Annotated in this window: 12 protein-coding genes and 1 pseudogene; 1 reads left to right on the top strand and 12 read right to left on the bottom strand. The window is 67.4% G+C overall.

The annotated features are described in order from the left end of the window. Positions 1 to 30: 30 nt before the first annotated feature. The 7 genes and pseudogenes from pyrF to pyrR all read right to left on the bottom strand — a co-directional run bounded on the left by pyrF (position 31) and on the right by pyrR (position 8,699). The gene (gene pyrF / locus G6N09_RS00050; protein WP_083024805.1) at positions 31 to 879 is read right to left on the bottom strand and encodes an orotidine-5'-phosphate decarboxylase; all 849 of its coding nucleotides are present in this window, start codon (positions 877 to 879) and stop codon (positions 31 to 33) included. Continuing rightward, positions 879 to 4,219: pseudogene (gene carB / locus G6N09_RS00055) on the bottom strand (carbamoyl-phosphate synthase large subunit). The gene pyrF and the pseudogene carB overlap by 1 nt, the downstream one beginning before the upstream one ends. Continuing rightward, positions 4,219 to 5,340, bottom strand: a complete 1,122-nt coding sequence (gene carA, locus G6N09_RS00060; RefSeq protein ID WP_083024810.1) for a glutamine-hydrolyzing carbamoyl-phosphate synthase small subunit — start codon at positions 5,338 to 5,340, stop codon at positions 4,219 to 4,221. The pseudogene carB and the gene carA overlap by 1 nt, the downstream one beginning before the upstream one ends. Beyond that, positions 5,337 to 5,855 (bottom strand): PH-like domain-containing protein, encoded by a 519-nt coding sequence (locus G6N09_RS00065; protein ID WP_083024813.1) that lies wholly within the window; start codon positions 5,853 to 5,855, stop codon positions 5,337 to 5,339. The genes carA and G6N09_RS00065 overlap by 4 nt, the downstream gene beginning before the upstream one ends. After that, positions 5,852 to 7,144 (bottom strand): dihydroorotase, encoded by a 1,293-nt coding sequence (locus G6N09_RS00070; RefSeq protein WP_083024815.1) that lies wholly within the window; start codon positions 7,142 to 7,144, stop codon positions 5,852 to 5,854. The genes G6N09_RS00065 and G6N09_RS00070 overlap by 4 nt, the downstream gene beginning before the upstream one ends. Beyond that, positions 7,141 to 8,130, bottom strand: coding sequence for an aspartate carbamoyltransferase catalytic subunit (locus G6N09_RS00075; protein WP_083024817.1), 990 nt, complete (start codon positions 8,128 to 8,130; stop codon positions 7,141 to 7,143). Before G6N09_RS00075 ends, G6N09_RS00070 begins: the two co-directional genes overlap by 4 nt. Then, positions 8,127 to 8,699 carry a bifunctional pyr operon transcriptional regulator/uracil phosphoribosyltransferase PyrR gene (gene pyrR / locus G6N09_RS00080; RefSeq protein WP_083024819.1) on the bottom strand — a complete coding sequence of 191 codons (573 nt, stop codon included), beginning with the start codon at positions 8,697 to 8,699 and terminating at the stop codon, positions 8,127 to 8,129. The genes G6N09_RS00075 and pyrR overlap by 4 nt, the downstream gene beginning before the upstream one ends. Positions 8,700 to 8,816: 117 nt before the next feature. Here pyrR and G6N09_RS00085 point away from each other — a divergent pair, with 117 nt between their 5' ends. Then, a complete protein-coding gene (locus tag G6N09_RS00085; RefSeq protein ID WP_083024821.1) occupies positions 8,817 to 10,019 on the top strand; it encodes a serine hydrolase domain-containing protein in 1,203 nt (400 codons plus the stop codon). A 15-nt stretch (positions 10,020 to 10,034) separates the two neighbouring features. Here the strand turns inward: G6N09_RS00085 and G6N09_RS00090 are convergent, their stop codons facing one another. From G6N09_RS00090 to nusB, 5 genes are read right to left on the bottom strand one after another with little or no spacing between them, the layout of a single operon-like run. Then, on the bottom strand, positions 10,035 to 10,664 hold the full coding sequence (locus G6N09_RS00090) for an NAD(P)H-dependent oxidoreductase (protein WP_083024824.1): 630 nt from the start codon (positions 10,662 to 10,664) through the stop codon (positions 10,035 to 10,037). Between the two features lie 8 nt (positions 10,665 to 10,672). Next, complete coding sequence (locus G6N09_RS00095; RefSeq protein ID WP_083024826.1) at positions 10,673 to 11,833, bottom strand: acyl-CoA dehydrogenase family protein; 1,161 nt, start codon at positions 11,831 to 11,833, stop codon at positions 10,673 to 10,675. A 33-nt stretch (positions 11,834 to 11,866) separates the two neighbouring features. Beyond that, positions 11,867 to 12,445 (bottom strand): TetR/AcrR family transcriptional regulator, encoded by a 579-nt coding sequence (locus G6N09_RS00100; RefSeq protein WP_083024828.1) that lies wholly within the window; start codon positions 12,443 to 12,445, stop codon positions 11,867 to 11,869. A 6-nt stretch (positions 12,446 to 12,451) separates the two neighbouring features. Continuing rightward, positions 12,452 to 15,202 carry an aminotransferase class I/II-fold pyridoxal phosphate-dependent enzyme gene (locus G6N09_RS00105; RefSeq protein WP_083024831.1) on the bottom strand — a complete coding sequence of 917 codons (2,751 nt, stop codon included), beginning with the start codon at positions 15,200 to 15,202 and terminating at the stop codon, positions 12,452 to 12,454. Positions 15,203 to 15,241: 39 nt separating this feature from the next. Further along, the gene (gene nusB, locus G6N09_RS00110) at positions 15,242 to 15,787 is read right to left on the bottom strand and encodes a transcription antitermination factor NusB (RefSeq protein ID WP_083024834.1); all 546 of its coding nucleotides are present in this window, start codon (positions 15,785 to 15,787) and stop codon (positions 15,242 to 15,244) included. Positions 15,788 to 15,789: the final 2 nt, after the last annotated feature.

Consider the following 15,789-nt stretch of genomic DNA (forward strand, 5'->3'; position numbering starts at 1 on the left):
TGCGCTGAAGGGGAAGGGCGGCCGTGACGGCTATTCCCCAGCGGCCAGATAGGCCACGGCGTCACGCAGCCGCTCAGCCGCGGCCCGCAATGCCTCGACGTCCGGTCCGGCCCGCAACACCTCGCGGGAGACCGCCGGCAGCAAAGTCGCGGAGGGTGCCCCACCGAGACCCGCCAGCGCTTCGGGACGGCCACCCTGTGCCCCGATGCCTGGAATCAGCACCGGCCCGCCCAAGGCACTCAAATCGGGGACCTCGGCCAGCGTCGCACCCACCACCACCCCGATCGAACCCGGTCGCTGCGCTGCTGCGTTGGCTTCCGCAACCGCATCGACGATCGTCTGCGCTACGGTCCGCCCGTCCGCGTCCCGGGCGCGCTGCACACTCGCACCTTCAGGGTTTGACGTCGCTGCCAGCACGAACACGCCCCGGCCATACTGCGCAGCGGTCTCCAGCAGCGGCTGCAGCGACCCGAAGCCCAGGTAGGGCGAGGCGGTGACCGCGTCGGCGGCCAACGGCGACTCACCGGCCCATGCCGCCGCATAGGCGGCCATGGTCGACCCGATGTCACCGCGCTTGGCGTCGGCCAGCACCAGCACACCCGCCTCGCGCAGCGCGGCGATGGTGCGCTCCAACACGGCGAAGCCCGCCGAACCGTACGACTCGAAGAACGCCACCTGCGGCTTGACGATCGCGAACCCGGCGAACGCCGTCACGCATGTCTCGCTGAACCGTGCCAACCCGTCCGGCGTGGCGGGCAAGTCCCACGCGGCCAGCAATTCGGGGTGCGGATCGATGCCCAGGCACAGCGGCCCGCGGGCCGCGGTCGCCTCGGCCAGGCGGACGCCGAATCCCCCGGTCCCCCCCGGCCCGGTAGCCACTACTGCCCGCCGAGGGTGCTGTGCAGTTCCTGCAGGGAGCGCACCCCGATGTCGCCCCGGATGCCGGCCTCGATGCCCTGCACCGCCGCGGCCGCCCCCTGGACGGTGGTAATGCACGGTATGTTCACGCTGACCGCTGCCGAACGGATTTCGTAGCCGTCCACCCGTGGACCGGAGTTGCCGTACGGGGTGTTGATCACCAGGTCCACCTCACCGGCCCGAATCGCGTCCACCGCGGACAGGGCCGGTCGCTCGGGACTGGGCTCCTCAAAGTTCTTGCGCACCACATCACAGGGAATGCCGTTGCGGCGCAGCATCTCCGCGGTGCCCTCTGTTGCCAAAACCCGGAAGCCCAAGTCCGCGAGCCGTTTGACCGGGAAGACCAGTGAGCGCTTGTCGTGATTGGCCACCGACACGAACACGGTGCCCTGAGCCGGCAGCGACCCGTAGGCGGCGGTCTGGCTCTTGGCGAAGGCGGTGCCGAAGTCGCGGTCGATGCCCATCACTTCGCCGGTGGACTTCATCTCCGGGCCGAGCAGCGAGTCGATACCGGAGCCGTCCTCGCGACGGAAGCGGTGGAACGGCAGCACCGCCTCCTTGACCGCGATCGGGGCGTTCGGGCCCACGGTGGCCCCGTCGCCCGAGGCAGCCAGCAGGCCCTCCGAGCGCAGCTCGGCGATGGTGGTGCCCAGCATGACTCGTGCGCAGGCCTTAGCCAGCGGTACCGCGGTGGCCTTGGACACGAACGGGACGGTACGGCTGGCCCGCGGGTTGGCCTCCAGCACGTAGAGCACGTCGTCTTTGAGGGCGAACTGCACATTGAGCAGGCCGACCACCCCGACACCGTGGGCGATGGCCTCGGTGGCGCGTCGCACGTTCTCGATGTCGCTGCGCCCCAGGGTCACCGGCGGCAGCGCGCACGCCGAGTCACCGGAGTGGATGCCGGCCTCCTCGATGTGCTCCATGATGCCGCCGATGTAGACCTCGGTGCCGTCACACAAGGCGTCGACGTCGATCTCGATGGCGTCTTCCAGGAACCGGTCGACAAGCACCGGATGTTCGGGCGACAGCTGGGTGGCCCGGGTGATGTAGCCATGCAGGGTCTCTTCGTCGTAGACGATTTCCATACCCCGCCCGCCCAGCACATACGACGGGCGCACCAACACCGGATAGCCGATGTCGGCGGCAATCCGCTTGGCCTGCTCGAAGGTGGTGGCGGTGCCGTACCGCGGCGCGGGCAGGCCGGCGGTGGTCAGCACATCGCCGAACGCGCCGCGGTCCTCGGCCAGATCGATGGCTTCGGGGCTGGTGCCGACGATCGGTACTCCGGCGTCGGCCAGCCGCTGGGCCAGCCGCAACGGGGTTTGCCCGCCGAGCTGCACGATCACGCCAACCACTCCGGGGCCGCCCTGCCCGGACTGCCGCTCGGCGTAGTACACCTCGAGCACGTCCTCGAACGTCAGCGGTTCGAAGTAGAGCCGGTCGGCGGTGTCGTAGTCGGTGGACACCGTCTCGGGGTTGCAGTTGATCATCACCGTCTCGAACCCGGCCTGGCTCAACGTGATCGCGGCATGCACGCAGCTGTAGTCGAATTCGATGCCCTGCCCGATCCGGTTGGGGCCCGAGCCCAGGATGAGCACCTTGGGCTTGCTGTCCTGCGCCGCTACCTCGGTCTCAGCGGCAGGATCCAGTTCGAAGGTGCTGTAGTGATACGGCGTCTTGGATTCGAACTCAGCCGCGCAGGTGTCGACGGTCTTGAATACGGGGTGGATGCCCAGCCGGTCCCGCAGCAGCCGCACCCCGTCCTCGCCGGCCAGCTCTGGGCGCAGCACCGCGATCTGATGATCCGACAGACCGCTGTACTTGCAGCGGCGCAGCAGGTCCGCGTCCAGCACCGGTGTGTCGATGACCTCCGCACGCAGCGCCACCAGGCCGTTGATCTGCTCGACGAACCACGGGTCCACCCCGGAGGCCTCGGCGACCGTCTCAACACTGGCGCCCAGTCGCAGCGCCAGCTCGATGTCGTACAGCCGACCCTCGGTGGGAACCCGCAACCGCGCCAGCACATCCTCGGCGGTGCCTTCGGCATCCGGCTTGGTCCAGAACCCGGCACGATCGGTCTCCAGCGAGCGCATCACCTTGCCGAGTGACTCGATGAAGTTGCGGCCCAACGACATCGCCTCACCCACCGACTTCATGGTGGTGGTCAGCCGCGGGTCAGCGCCGGGGAACTTCTCGAACGCGAACCGTGGCGCCTTGACCACCACGTAGTCCAGCGCCGGCTCGAAGCAGGCCGGGGTCTCCTTGGTGATGTCGTTGATGATCTCGTCGAGGGTGTAACCGATAGCCAGCTTGGCGGCGATCTTGGCGATCGGGAAACCGGTCGCCTTGGATGCCAGCGCACTCGATCGCGATACCCGCGGGTTCATCTCGATCACGATGAGCCGGCCGTCTCGGGGGTCGACAGCGAACTGGATGTTGCAGCCGCCGGTGTCCACCCCGACCTCACGCAGAATCGCGATGCCCAGGTCGCGCATCTTCTGGTATTCCCGGTCGGTCAGCGTCATTGCCGGGGCGACGGTCACCGAGTCACCGGTGTGCACGCCCATCGGGTCGACGTTCTCGATCGAGCAGACCACGACGACGTTGTCGTTGCCGTCGCGCATCAGCTCGAGCTCGAATTCCTTCCAGCCGTAGATGGATTCCTCGATCAAGACGTTGGCTGTCGGCGAGGCGGCCAGGCCGTCACCGGCCATCCGCTCGACCTCTTCGAGGCTGGCCGCCAGCCCGGATCCCAGGCCGCCCATGGTGAAAGAGGGCGAACGACCACGGGCAGCCCGAGTTCGGCGACGGTGTCGGTGACCTCGGCCATGGTGTAGCAGACCCGGGAACGTGCCGACTCGCCGCCGACCTTGGCCACGATGTCCTTGAACTGCTGGCGGTCTTCGCCGCGCTGGATGGCCTCGAAGTCGGCGCCGATGAGCTCCACCCCGTAGCGCTCCAGCACCCCGTGCTCGTGCAGTGCCACCGCGGTGTTCAGTGCCGTCTGGCCGCCCAGGGTGGCCAGCAGGGCGTCGACTTTATTGCCGCGCTCGGCCTGCTGGGCGAGCACCTTTTCGACGAACTCCCAGGTGATGGGCTCGACGTAGGTGTTGTCGGCGTATTCGGGGTCGGTCATGATGGTGGCCGGGTTGGAGTTGACCAGGCTCACCTGCAGGCCTTCGGCTTTGAGCACCCGGCAGGCCTGGGTCCCCGAGTAGTCGAATTCACAGGCCTGGCCGATCACGATCGGTCCGGAACCGATCACCAGCACGTGGCGCAGGTCGGTACGGCGCGGCATTACTTCTCCCCTGCCATCAGGTCGACGAACTGGTCGAACAGGTATTCCGCGTCATGCGGTCCGGCGGCGGCCTCCGGGTGGTACTGCACCGAGAACGCCCGGCCGTCAGCAAGCTTGACGCCCTCGACGACTCCGTCGTTGGCGCAGGTGTGGCTGACCACCGCCGGGCCGAAGTCGGTGTCAAAACGCTGGCCCGCTTCACCTTCGAGGGCGAAGCCATGATTCTGCGCGGTCACCGCCACCCGGCCCGTGGCGTGGTCAATCACCGGGATGTTGATGCCGCGGTGGCCGAAGGTCATCTTGTAGGTGCCCAGCCCCAGCGCGCGGCCAAGGATCTGGTTTCCGAAACAGATTCCGAACAGCGGGATTCCCGCGCCGAGCACCTCGCGGGTCAGCGCGACCATCGCCTCTGCGGTGGCCGGGTCCCCGGGTCCGTTGGACAGAAACACCCCGTCTGGCTTCAGCTCGGCGATCTGAGCGAAGTCCACCGACGACGGCAACACATGGCTGCGGATCCCGCGCCGCGCGAAATTGCGCGGCGTGTTGGTCTTGATGCCCAGGTCCAGTGCGGCGATGGTGAACCGATGTGGCCCATCGGATTCCACGATGTACTCGGCGTCCGTGCTGACCTCCCCGGCAAGGTCGGCGCCCAGCATCGACGACTGCTCGCGGACCCGCTGAACCAGCTCTTCCGGCCCGGCCAATGCGTCGCCGGAGAACACCCCGGCCTTCATCGAGCCGTGACTGCGCAGATGGCGGACCAAGGTGCGGGTGTCAACGCCGGCGATCCCGACGATCCCCTGGCGCACCAGCTCGTCGTCGAGGGTCCCGGTGGCCCGCCAGTTCGACGGCCTCGGCGACGGATCGCGGACCACATACCCGGCAACCCAGATCTTGTCGTCGCGGCTCTCGCCGTCCTCCCGGTTCCAGCCGGTGTTGCCGATCTGTGGGGCGGTGGCCACCACGATCTGCCGGTGGTAACTGGGGTCGGTCAGCGTCTCCTGGTAACCGGACATTCCGGTGGAGAACACCGCCTCACCCAGGGTCTGGCCCAGTGCCCCGAACGGTCTGCCGGTGAAAGTCCGGCCGTCCTCGAGAACCAGCACCGCTCGCGCGTTCATCCTTGGTGTTCCTCTTCTTCTAGCCAACGGCTGTGCTCGGCGCGGTCGTCCGCCCGAAAGCCGGTGTCGATCTCAGTGCCCGACGGCAGCCGCCAGCGAATCGCCAGCACCCCGTCATGGTTTCGGGTGGGGATAGTGCGCCCGGCGATGCCACGTTCGGCACGAACCGCGATCACCGCGTCCTGCGGGATCCAGATGGGTCGGGCGCCGCTGCGCTGCACCATGATTCCCTCGGGGTAGCGGGTCAGCACCGCCTTGGTCCGATAGCCCAGGTCTCCGACCACCACCCGGTCATTCCACTTCGGAGCCAGGGTGCAACCCAGGTACTGCCCACGGGTGGCAGCCACGGTGGGCGCCCCTACCGTGTCGGGCACGGTCGGCAACGTCCCGATCAGTGCGTCCTGCAACTGGCCGCGGTACCGCCAGCCGCGCATCATCAGCCGGATCACCACGCCGATCAGCACGGCGAGCACAAATGCGAAGACCAGCGAGCCGATCAACGTGGGGGTGTTCATGCCGGACTCTTCCCGTCCCGGGCGGTGATCCGGCCGCGCAACAGTGTTGCGGTGACGGTCGCGGGCAACGTCATCTCCTCGTACGGCGTGTTGTCCGAGCGGCTGGCCAGCTGTGTCCCGGCGACGACCCAGGTCGTGTCGGGGTCGACCACCGTCACATTGGCCGGCTCGCCCACTTCCAGGGGACGGCCCTGGTCTGGCAGACCGACGATCTGCGCCGGACGCTCGCTCATCACCCGGGCCACGTCGCGCCAGGTCAACAGGCCGGTCTGCACCATGGTCGCCACTACCACCGACAGCGCGGTCTGCAGACCGAGCATCCCGGGCCGGGCTGCGGCGAACTCGCAGGTCTTTTCGTGCTCGGCGTGCGGGGCATGGTCGGTGGCCACACAGTCGATGACGCCGTCGGCCAGGGCCTGACGCAGCGCCTGGGCGTCGGACGCCTCGCGCAGTGGCGGGTTGACCCGGTCGCGTCCGTCGTAGTCGGCAAGCCGGCTGTCATCGAGCATCAGATGATGCGGGGTGACTTCGGCGGTCACCGCGATGCCTTGTGCCTTAGCCCATTTCAGGAGTTCCACCGTTCCGGCGGTGGATGCATGGCAGATGTGCAGCCGGGCGCCGGCATCACGCGCCAGCAGAACGTCTCGGGCCACGATCGACTCCTCGGCGACACGCGGCCAGCCGGCCAGCCCCAGGCGGGCGGCGTTGGGCCCCTCGTGTGCCACTGATCCGACCGTCAGTCGAGGCTCCTCGGCATGCTGGGCGATCAACACCCCTAGTCCGGTGGCGTACTCCAGCGCCCGGCGCATCACCAGGGGGTGGTCCACACACACGCCGTCGTCGGAGAACATCCGAACGCCGGCGACGCCGGCGGCCATCATGCCCATCTCGGTCAGCTGTTTGCCGCCCAAGCCGACGGTCACCGCACCCACCGGGTGCACATCGACCAGGCCGACCTGCTGGCCGCGCTGCCAGACATGATCGGTGACGACCGGAGAGTCGGCGACAGGATCGGTGTTGGCCATCGCGAACACCGCGGTGTAGCCACCCAATGCCGCTGCTGCCGAGCCGGTTTCAATGTCCTCGGCATACTCACGGCCCGGTTCGCGCAGATGGGTGTGGAGGTCGACGAAGCCGGGCAGCAGGACCTGGCCGGGCGCCTCAATGACCTCGCAGCCCTCCGCGACAGGCAGGCCCACACCGATCTGAGCGATCTGGCCGTCGGAGACCAGCACGTCAACCTGGTCGCCTTCGCCGTAGCACCGGACGCCGCGAATCAGCACGCTCACAGCACAGCTTCCTCTCCCGCCGACCCCGAATCCGTCGCCGATCCCGCGGATTCGCTACCCACCAGCAGATGGAACAGCACCGCCATGCGCACATGCACACCGTTGGAAACCTGTTGCAGCACCGCGGACTGCGAGGAGTCGGCCACCGATGAGGAGATCTCCATGCCGCGCAGCATCGGACCGGGGTGCAGCACCACCGCGTGGTCGGGCAACATCGCCCGACGCTTCTCGCTCAGCCCGTAGCGCACCGAATACTCGCGGGTGGACGGGAAGAATCCGCCCGTCATCCGTTCGGCCTGCACGCGCAGCATCAGCACGGCGTCGGCGGCCGGCAGCTCGGCGTCGAAGTCGTGGCTCACCGTCACCGACCAATCCTTCACCCCGGCCGGCAGCAGGGTCGGCGGAGCCACCACCACCACCTCGGCGCCCAGTGTCGACAGCAGACTCACGTTGGAACGTGCGACCCGGCTATGCACGATGTCGCCGACGATGACGATTCGTCGGCCGGCCACCTCGCCGAGGCGCTGCCGCAGCGTGAGCGCATCCAGCAACGCCTGGGTGGGGTGCTCGTGGGTGCCGTCGCCCGCGTTGATCACCGCCGGGCCGCCGTCTTCGGCGGCTCCGGTCCACTCGGCGAGTAGGTGTGCCGCACCCGAGGCCGGGTGACGGATGATCAGCGCGTCGGCGCCGGCAGCGCGCAGGGTGAATGCGGTGTCGCGCAGCGACTCCCCTTTGTTCACCGAGGATCCCGAAGCGGACACGTTGATCACATCAGCGCTCATCCACTTGCCGGCCACCTCGAAGGAGACCCGGGTCCGCGTGGAGTTCTCATAGAACATCGTGATCACCGTGCGCCCGCGCAGGGTGGGCAGCTTCTTGACCTCGCGGCCGACCAATGCCTGCGCGAAGCGGTCGGCGTCGTCGAGGATCGCGGTGGCCTCGTCACGACTCAGGTCGCCGGCCGCCAGCAGGTGCCTAGTACTCATCGGGTGATCACCACCCGGTCACGTCCGTCGTGTTCAGCCAGCAATACGTGCACGCTTTCGCCGCGGGCGGTCGGCACGTTCTTGCCGACGTAGTCGGCGCGGACCGGCAATTCGCGGTGCCCGCGGTCCACCAGCACCGCCAGCTGCACGATCCGGGGCCGGCCCACGTCGCGCAAGGCGTCCAGCGCGGCCCGCACGGAACGGCCGGCGAACAGCACGTCGTCCACCAGGATCACCAAGGCGTCGTCGATGCCGCCCGCCGGGATCGAGGTGGGCTCCAGAGCACGTGGGGGCTGGCGCATGAGGTCGTCGCGGTACAAGGTGATGTCCAGCGAGCCGTGTGCGAGATCAACACCGCAGAATTCGCTGATCTTGCCGGCCAGCCGCTGGGCCAGGGTGACGCCGCGGGTGGGAATACCCAGCAGCACGACGCGCGGGGCGTTCACCCGGTCGGGATCGTCTAAAGCGGTCTTCTCGATGATCTGATGTGCGATCCGAGAAACAGTGCGGCCCACATCCGCCGAGGACATCAATTCCCGGTCGGTGCTGGAATTACCGGCAGCGCCCATGCTAAACGCAGGACCTCCTTCTCCGCCTCGCAGGACGGATCGTTAAAGGATGTCGAACTGCCGCGTAGCTTAACATCCGCCCCGCCCCCTTGTGCCGCCTGCCGCTAGCCTGATTCGGTGAACCTCGACCCCAACCAGGCGCCGCTGCGCGAAGCCTGTGACACCGGTCTGCTCGCCGGGGTGGTGACGCTGGTATGGCAGCGCGGCACGGTCCTGCAAGTCAACGAGATCGGTTACCGCGATGTCGGAGCGGGTCTGCCGATGACGCGCGACACGATCTTTCGGATCGCCTCGATGACCAAACCCGTCACCGTCGCCGCCGCGATGACCCTGATCGATCAGGGCCGGCTGCGCCTGACCGACCCGATAGCCCACTGGGTGCCGGAGTTCGCAGCGCCGCGAGTGATCGTCGACCCCGCCGGTTCGCTGGAGGCCACCACCGCGGCGCGGCGGGCCCTCACGGTCGAGGACCTGATGACGCACCGCTGCGGTATCGGTTACGGGTTTTCGGTACCCGGCCCGATCGCACGGGAGTACCAGCGATTGCCGTTCGGGCGCGGGCCCGAAGCCTGGCTGACGGCGCTGGCCGCCCTGCCGCTGGTGGACCAGCCCGGTGAGCGCTTCACTTACGGGCACGGCACCGACGTGCTGGGTGTGCTCCTGTCGCGGATCGAAGGCAAGCCCCTTCCCGAGGTGCTCGACGAACGAATCCTGGGCCCGCTGGGCATGACCGATACGGGCTTCTCTGTCACGCCGCAGGCACGCCGGCGCAGCGCCACCATGTACCGCGTCGACGGGGACACGCTGCGCGACGACGCCATGGGGCCGGTCCCGATCACAACACCCGCGTTTCCCAACGCCGGGGGCGGCTTGATGTCCACCGCCGACGACTACCTGGCATTCACCCGCATGTTGCTGGCCGACGGCATGTTCGACGGCACCCGGATTCTCTCGACCCAGGCGGCGCGGGCGATGCGTACCGATCGGCTCACCGATAACCAGAAGCGGCAGCCGTTCCTGGGAGCCCCGTTCTGGGTCGGCCGCGGATTCGGGCTCAACCTGTCGGTGGTGACCGACGCGGCGAGATCCCAGCCGCTCTTCGGACCCGGTGGTACGGGCGCGTTCGGCTGGCCGGGGGCCTACGGCACGTGGTGGCAGGCCGATCCGTCCGCCGACCTGATCCTGATCTATCTGGTGCAGAACGCCCCGGCGCTGTCCACCGAGATGGCTGCCGCGGTCGCCGGCAACACCGCGATTGCCAAGCTGCGGGTTGCACAGCCGAAGTTCGTTCGACGGACCTACGCGGCGCTGGGCTTGTAGCCAGGCCTACACAGGTCAGGTCGCGAGCTCTTCACCGGCACGGCGCGCCTCGGCCAGAGCGGCTTCGCGCATCTGCTCCCGCTCTTCGGCGGTCCAGCGGGTGGTCGGTTCAAAGACGAGGGTCTCCACGGTATAGCCCAGCATGGTGAAGACGTACTCCAGATACGGCCGCTGAAAGTCTTGCAGATCGGGGCGGTCGCCGTCATAAGCGCTCGAACGAGTCAAGATGAGCTGCAACGGCTTTCCCTGCCCCAGCGTCCCGACGTGCTCGCCGCGCTCATTGAGTGTGAAACTGGCGATCGGTTGGACGATGACGTCGATCCAGGCCTTCAGCGCATGCGGCACATGCCAATTCCACATCGGCGACGACACCACCAGCCGATCGAACGCACGCACCCGCTCGATCTCAGCCAGGATCTGCGACCAGATCTGCTTCTGCTCCGGGGTGCGCCGCTCCCCGTACAGCGGGGCGAATTTGGCGAACGCGGCCTCGCGACCGAAGGTGATCGCATCGTCGCTCCACACCGAGTACCGCTCGACATCGCCGACGACGGCCACCGTTGCGGCATCAAGAAACTCCTGGGCCAGCGCCGAAGACAACGAGTGTTCTTGTTTGGGACTGGCCTCCACCCACAGGGTTTTCATCGGACTCCTCAGATCATCGAGATCGGTGAGATCTTCACGCCGGCCTCAAGCGCGCCCGCCAACTCACGCGCTACGTCGTAGTCGTACACGACGTGACCGCAGATCACATCCACATCGCGTTTGGCGCGCTGCAGCGGGTTGGTCAGGAACTGCGCGCTGGCGCCGGAGGCTTCGAGCAGACCGGCAATCACGGCGCGAGATTCGTGCACGATGTGCGCGGCCGCTGCCCGGGCGTCAGCCCGAGCCGAGCGGGGAATCCGCTCGCGCGCGTCCACCGCGTCCTGGATTCGGCCGACGGTGTCGTTGAGCAGTCCGTGAAGGGCCCGCAAACGCACCCGCGCATCTCCCAGGCGAATCTGCGCGGAAGGCTGATTCTTCTGCGCCACACCCGAATAGGCCATGACTCGCTCGGTGAGGCGTTGCGCGAACAAGTCGGCGACCCGTTCGGCCGAACCAAGCGCGGGCATCGCCGCGCTCAGTGCCAGCGCAGGGACCATCGGCCAGCGATAGGCCGATGCATCATGCAGCTCGGCGCCCGGAGCGGTACCGGAGTAGATGTCGACGACTTTGACCAGCCGGTGCGCCGGAACCACCACGTCCTCGATGACGACGTCGTTGGAACCGGTGGCGCGCATGCCGGCGGTATGCCAGACGTCCTCGATCTGGATCTCGGTCGCCGGTAGAAGCACCAACGCCGGATAGGGCGCCTCGTCCGGGCCGCAGAGCGCCCCGACCATGATCCAGTCCGCGTCCATCACCCCGGTCGCCCACGACCACCGGCCGGACAGCCGGATGGCGTCACCGTCGGGCACGCCGCGGCCGGTCGGGGCCAGCGGCGCGGGACACAGCACCGGTCCCGCGGCGAACACCTCGTCTTGGGCCTGCTCGCCGAAGAGCGCCAACATCCAGTTGTGCAGCATGTAGAAACCCAACGTCCAGGCACTTGAGGCGCAGCCGTGCGCCATTTGCCGAATCGGATCGAGGATCTCGGGAAACTCCGCCTGAACCCCACCGTATCGCGCCGGCAGCAGCAAGCCGGCCAGACCGGATTCGCGGAATTCGGCGACGGTGTCCGCGGGTAATCGGCGTAGCTCTTCGGCTTCTGCGGCGCGTTGCGCCAGTCGAGTGGTGAATTCCTCGGTGATCGCCGGTGCCGTCCTGGTGTTCATGCGCGGACGGTACCATACCTTTTAGTATGGAAGTCAGTGCCGCAGCATGACGTCAAGGAACTGCTCACGCCAGTCCACCGCACGCGAGCTCGGCCGTGAACCGGCAAGATGCAGAACTCCGATGCCGGCGGCAAACGTGGCGTTGGCCCGCATATCGGCCTCGTCGGGTGCAAACCCGTCGTCGAGAAACACCTGCCGGACCGCGGCGAGCACCCGCTGATCCGAGCTGCGCACCGCCGCGGCGACGCTGTCCTGCGATCGCGCCCATTCACGCATGGCGCGTTCGAGCATCCAATGGGAGGGCCCGACCAGGGCGGTCATCATGTGCGACAGCCGCTCCCGTGGCGGAATGTCGGACAGTGCATCGAAGTCGCCACGGTCGGCATCGCGGACGGCCGCCCAGGTGTCGACCAGGGCGTTGCGGTAAGCCTTCATGTCGGTGAAATGCCAGTAGAAGCTGCCCTTAGTGACCCCGAGCCGCTTGCAGAGCCGATCGATGGTCAGCGCCTTGAGCCCGTCATCGGCCAGAATCCGGAAGCCGGCCTGCACCCAGTCCTGCACCGACAACCGGGAATTGCCCCCCGACCCTCCTGCGCTATCCGACCTGGCCATGCCGAGTCAGCGTACTGACCCGGGCGCCTCCCCCGCGGCCTGCCCGTACCGAGCCAGCGCCTCGGGGGTGAACACGGCCAGTCCCAGCTCGGGGTTGTAGCCGTGAATCTCCTTCACATCGAGTTCGGCCAGGAAGTACAGGATTTCTTTGGAGATCACCTGACCGGGCACCAGCACCGGAAAACCCGGCGGGTAGGGCACGACGAAGGTGCTCGAAACCAACATCTTGCCGTCGGCGACCCGGCGACCTGCGTCCCCGAGCAGCACGTGCTCGCGGTCAGACTCCTCGTAGCCGGCGTAGAACGCCGCACGCATATCGCCGATGGGACTGGAGCCGCCGGGCCGGAACTCGGGCGCGAAAGCGCTGAAGTCGGGCAGCGGCGGCAGGTCTTCGGTGATCTCGGTAACGCGTCGCCGCAACAGCGCCCGGTCGTCGTTGCTGGCCGCGGTCCAGGCGCGGTCCAACTCCCCGGCGACCCGGCGCAGCGCGTCGAGCAGGTAGTGCACGCTCGACCAGGTGACGCCGATGGTGAAGATCAGCAGCACCGAATTGATCGACGTCTTGTTGATCTGAATTCCGAACCGCTGCATCAGAATCTTCTCGCGGAAGTCGTAGCCGTTCATCCCCGTTTTGCCGACATACAGCGTGACCCGGGTGGGGTCGAGCACGAACTCGTCGGAACGCCACGCCTCGTTCCACTCCGCAAGCGCCCCTTGGCGCACCTGGCGGTACGAGCTGACCGCCGACTGCCGGAACCGGTCGGGAATCAGATCGCTCTCGTCGAGAATGTGGAACCACTTACTGATCAGCCGGTCCTTGCGGACCCGATGGCGAAACACCAGCGCCATGTCATAGACCCGCCGGACCATATCGAAGCCTTCGATGTCCACCTGCCGGCGAGCCAGGTCCAACGAGGCCAACAACTGCTGATTCGGCGAGGTCGAGGTGTGGGTCAAGAACGCCTCGGCGAACGACTCTCGGGCCAGCGCATTGAAATCCTGATCCCGGATATGGATCATCGACGCCTGCCGCAGCGCCGACAACGACTTGTGAGTCGAGTGGGTCGAATACACCCGGACCCGCGCCGAGGGGTGCGGCAGCAGGCGATGCTCGCTCCACTGCTCGCGCTCAATCCCGTCCATGCTCTCGTGCCAGGCCTGGTACTCCTTGGCGTAATGCTCTGAGCCCAGCATGGTCTCCAGCCCTTCGGCGGCGACCATCGCGGTGCGCTGTCGTGCCCACGGCACCGCGGTGGCGAACGCGTACCACGCCTCGTCCCACAGAAAACAGATATCCGGCTTGATCGCCAGGATCTCCTCCATGACCCGGCGCGGGTTGTAGACGACGCCGTCGAATGTGCAGTTGGTCAGTGACAACATCCGGACCCGGTGCAGCTGGCCGGCGGCTTCTAAGTCGAGCAGCGCACGCTTGATGGTGCGCAATGCCACCGCACCGTAGATCGCGTACGGCGCCAGCGGATAGGCGTCCAGGTACATCGGATATGCGCCCGCCAGCACCAGCCCGTAGTGGTGCGACTTGTGGCAGTTGCGGTCGATCAACACGATGTCTCCGGGCCGGGTCAGGGCCTGCCCCACGATCTTGTTGGCCGTCGAGGTTCCGTTGGTGACGAAGTAGGTGTGCTGGGCGTTCCAGGTCTTTGCGGCTTTGTTCATCGCCACCCGGATGGTGCCGTGCGGGTCCAGCAGTGAATCCAGGCCACCGGAGGTGGACGACGTCTCGGCCATAAAGATGTTGCGGCCGTAGAACTCTCCCATGTCCTGCAGCGACCGCGAGTTGAAGATGCTGGCGCCACGGGCCACCGGAAGTGCGTGGAACTGCCCCACCGGCTCGGCCGCGTAGGCGCGCAGCGCGTCGAAAAACGGTGTGGAGTAACGCTTGCGGATGCCCGCCAGCACCGTGCTGTGCAGGTCGGTGACGTCGTTGAGCCGATAGAAGCTTCGGTCGTAGACATCCGGCTCGTCGTCGGTGTCGGCGGCGATCGATTCGTCGGTGAGCAGGTACAGATCAATGTGCGGGCGCAGCAGGCGCATCCACTCACCGCACTCGATGGCATCGCGGCCGCAGCCGACAGACCCCGCGCCGTCGTCGGCGCCCAGCAGCGTGGTCATCAGCGGCACCCGGTCGCGGGAGCGCAGTGGCAGGTCGTGCCGCACGATCGCGGCCTGGATCTCGCCGTTGAGCGCGACGGCGGTGACCGCGTCTTCAACGCTGGAGACCACCAGCAGCTCGATCTGCACTTCGTCATCGGGATGACGGAGCCGGCGGAGACTTTCCACCAGGCACTCGGGAACGTCCGGCGGCGAATCGTCGGCCAGCAGCACGGTGTAGAACTGCTGCTGGCGGGCCTGTGCCACCAGCTCCTGATCAGACAGCGGCAGGCCGAGATCGAACAGGGCGGCCCGATCGCCGTAGTCGGACAACAACCGCACCACCAGCGACACCCGCTCGGACAGCGACACCGTCGCCATCGAGTCCAGGTGCCCGCGGAACGCCGCCAGGTTTGCCGCCCCGGGAAACAGCCAATAGCGCTCGTAGGCACCGAGACGGTCCAGCAGACGTCTCACCCGCGCCACGTGGTGAGCGGTGTCCAGACCGGCCCGGTTGACCTCGGCCAATTGCCGGCAGGCGTCGTCGAGCAGGTTCCAGGTGTCGACCCGCGAATACGACGGGTTGGCCACTGCCGCCAACGCCGACACGCGCAGTCTCCGATTCGGTGCGTCCCAGCCCTCACTCATAGGGCAAGTGTGCCCGTGCGGTGGCGGCTCGGGGCCGATTCAGTCCGCTGAGTCCGAGTCCGGCTCTTCGTCGGTGTCGATGTCGGAATCCACGCCGGAATCGGCGTCGAGAGGCGCTGTCGCCCCCCGCACGGCCAGCGACGCGGCCCGCAACTGCGGTGTCACCAGCATCACCTGCCCCAGTACGCCATTGATGAAGCTGGGCGACTCGTCGGTCGACAGCTCCTTGGCGAGTTTCACCGCCTCATCCACGGCGACCGGCTCCGGGACATCCACGGCATGCAGCAGTTCCCAGATCGCGACCCGCAGAATCGCACGGTCCACGGCCGGGAGCCGCTCCAACTTCCAGCCCTGCAGGTGCGAGGTGATCAGGTCGTCGATATGAGCACTGTGGGTGGTCACGCCGTTGGCCACCGTGACGGTGTAGGGATGCAGCGCCGCCACGTCGGGCTGCTCACGGGCCAGCGTCGCTCGCAGCTCCGCGCCCTCGGCCGGGGTCAACCCCCGGGCCTCCGCCTCGAAGATCACGTCAACGGCACGCTTACGGGCCTGGTGCCGGCCTTTAACCGGCTTGCCAGCGGGCATGG

The sequence above is a fragment of the Mycolicibacter minnesotensis genome (assembly GCF_010731755.1).
Taxonomy (GTDB): domain Bacteria; phylum Actinomycetota; class Actinomycetes; order Mycobacteriales; family Mycobacteriaceae; genus Mycobacterium; species Mycobacterium minnesotense.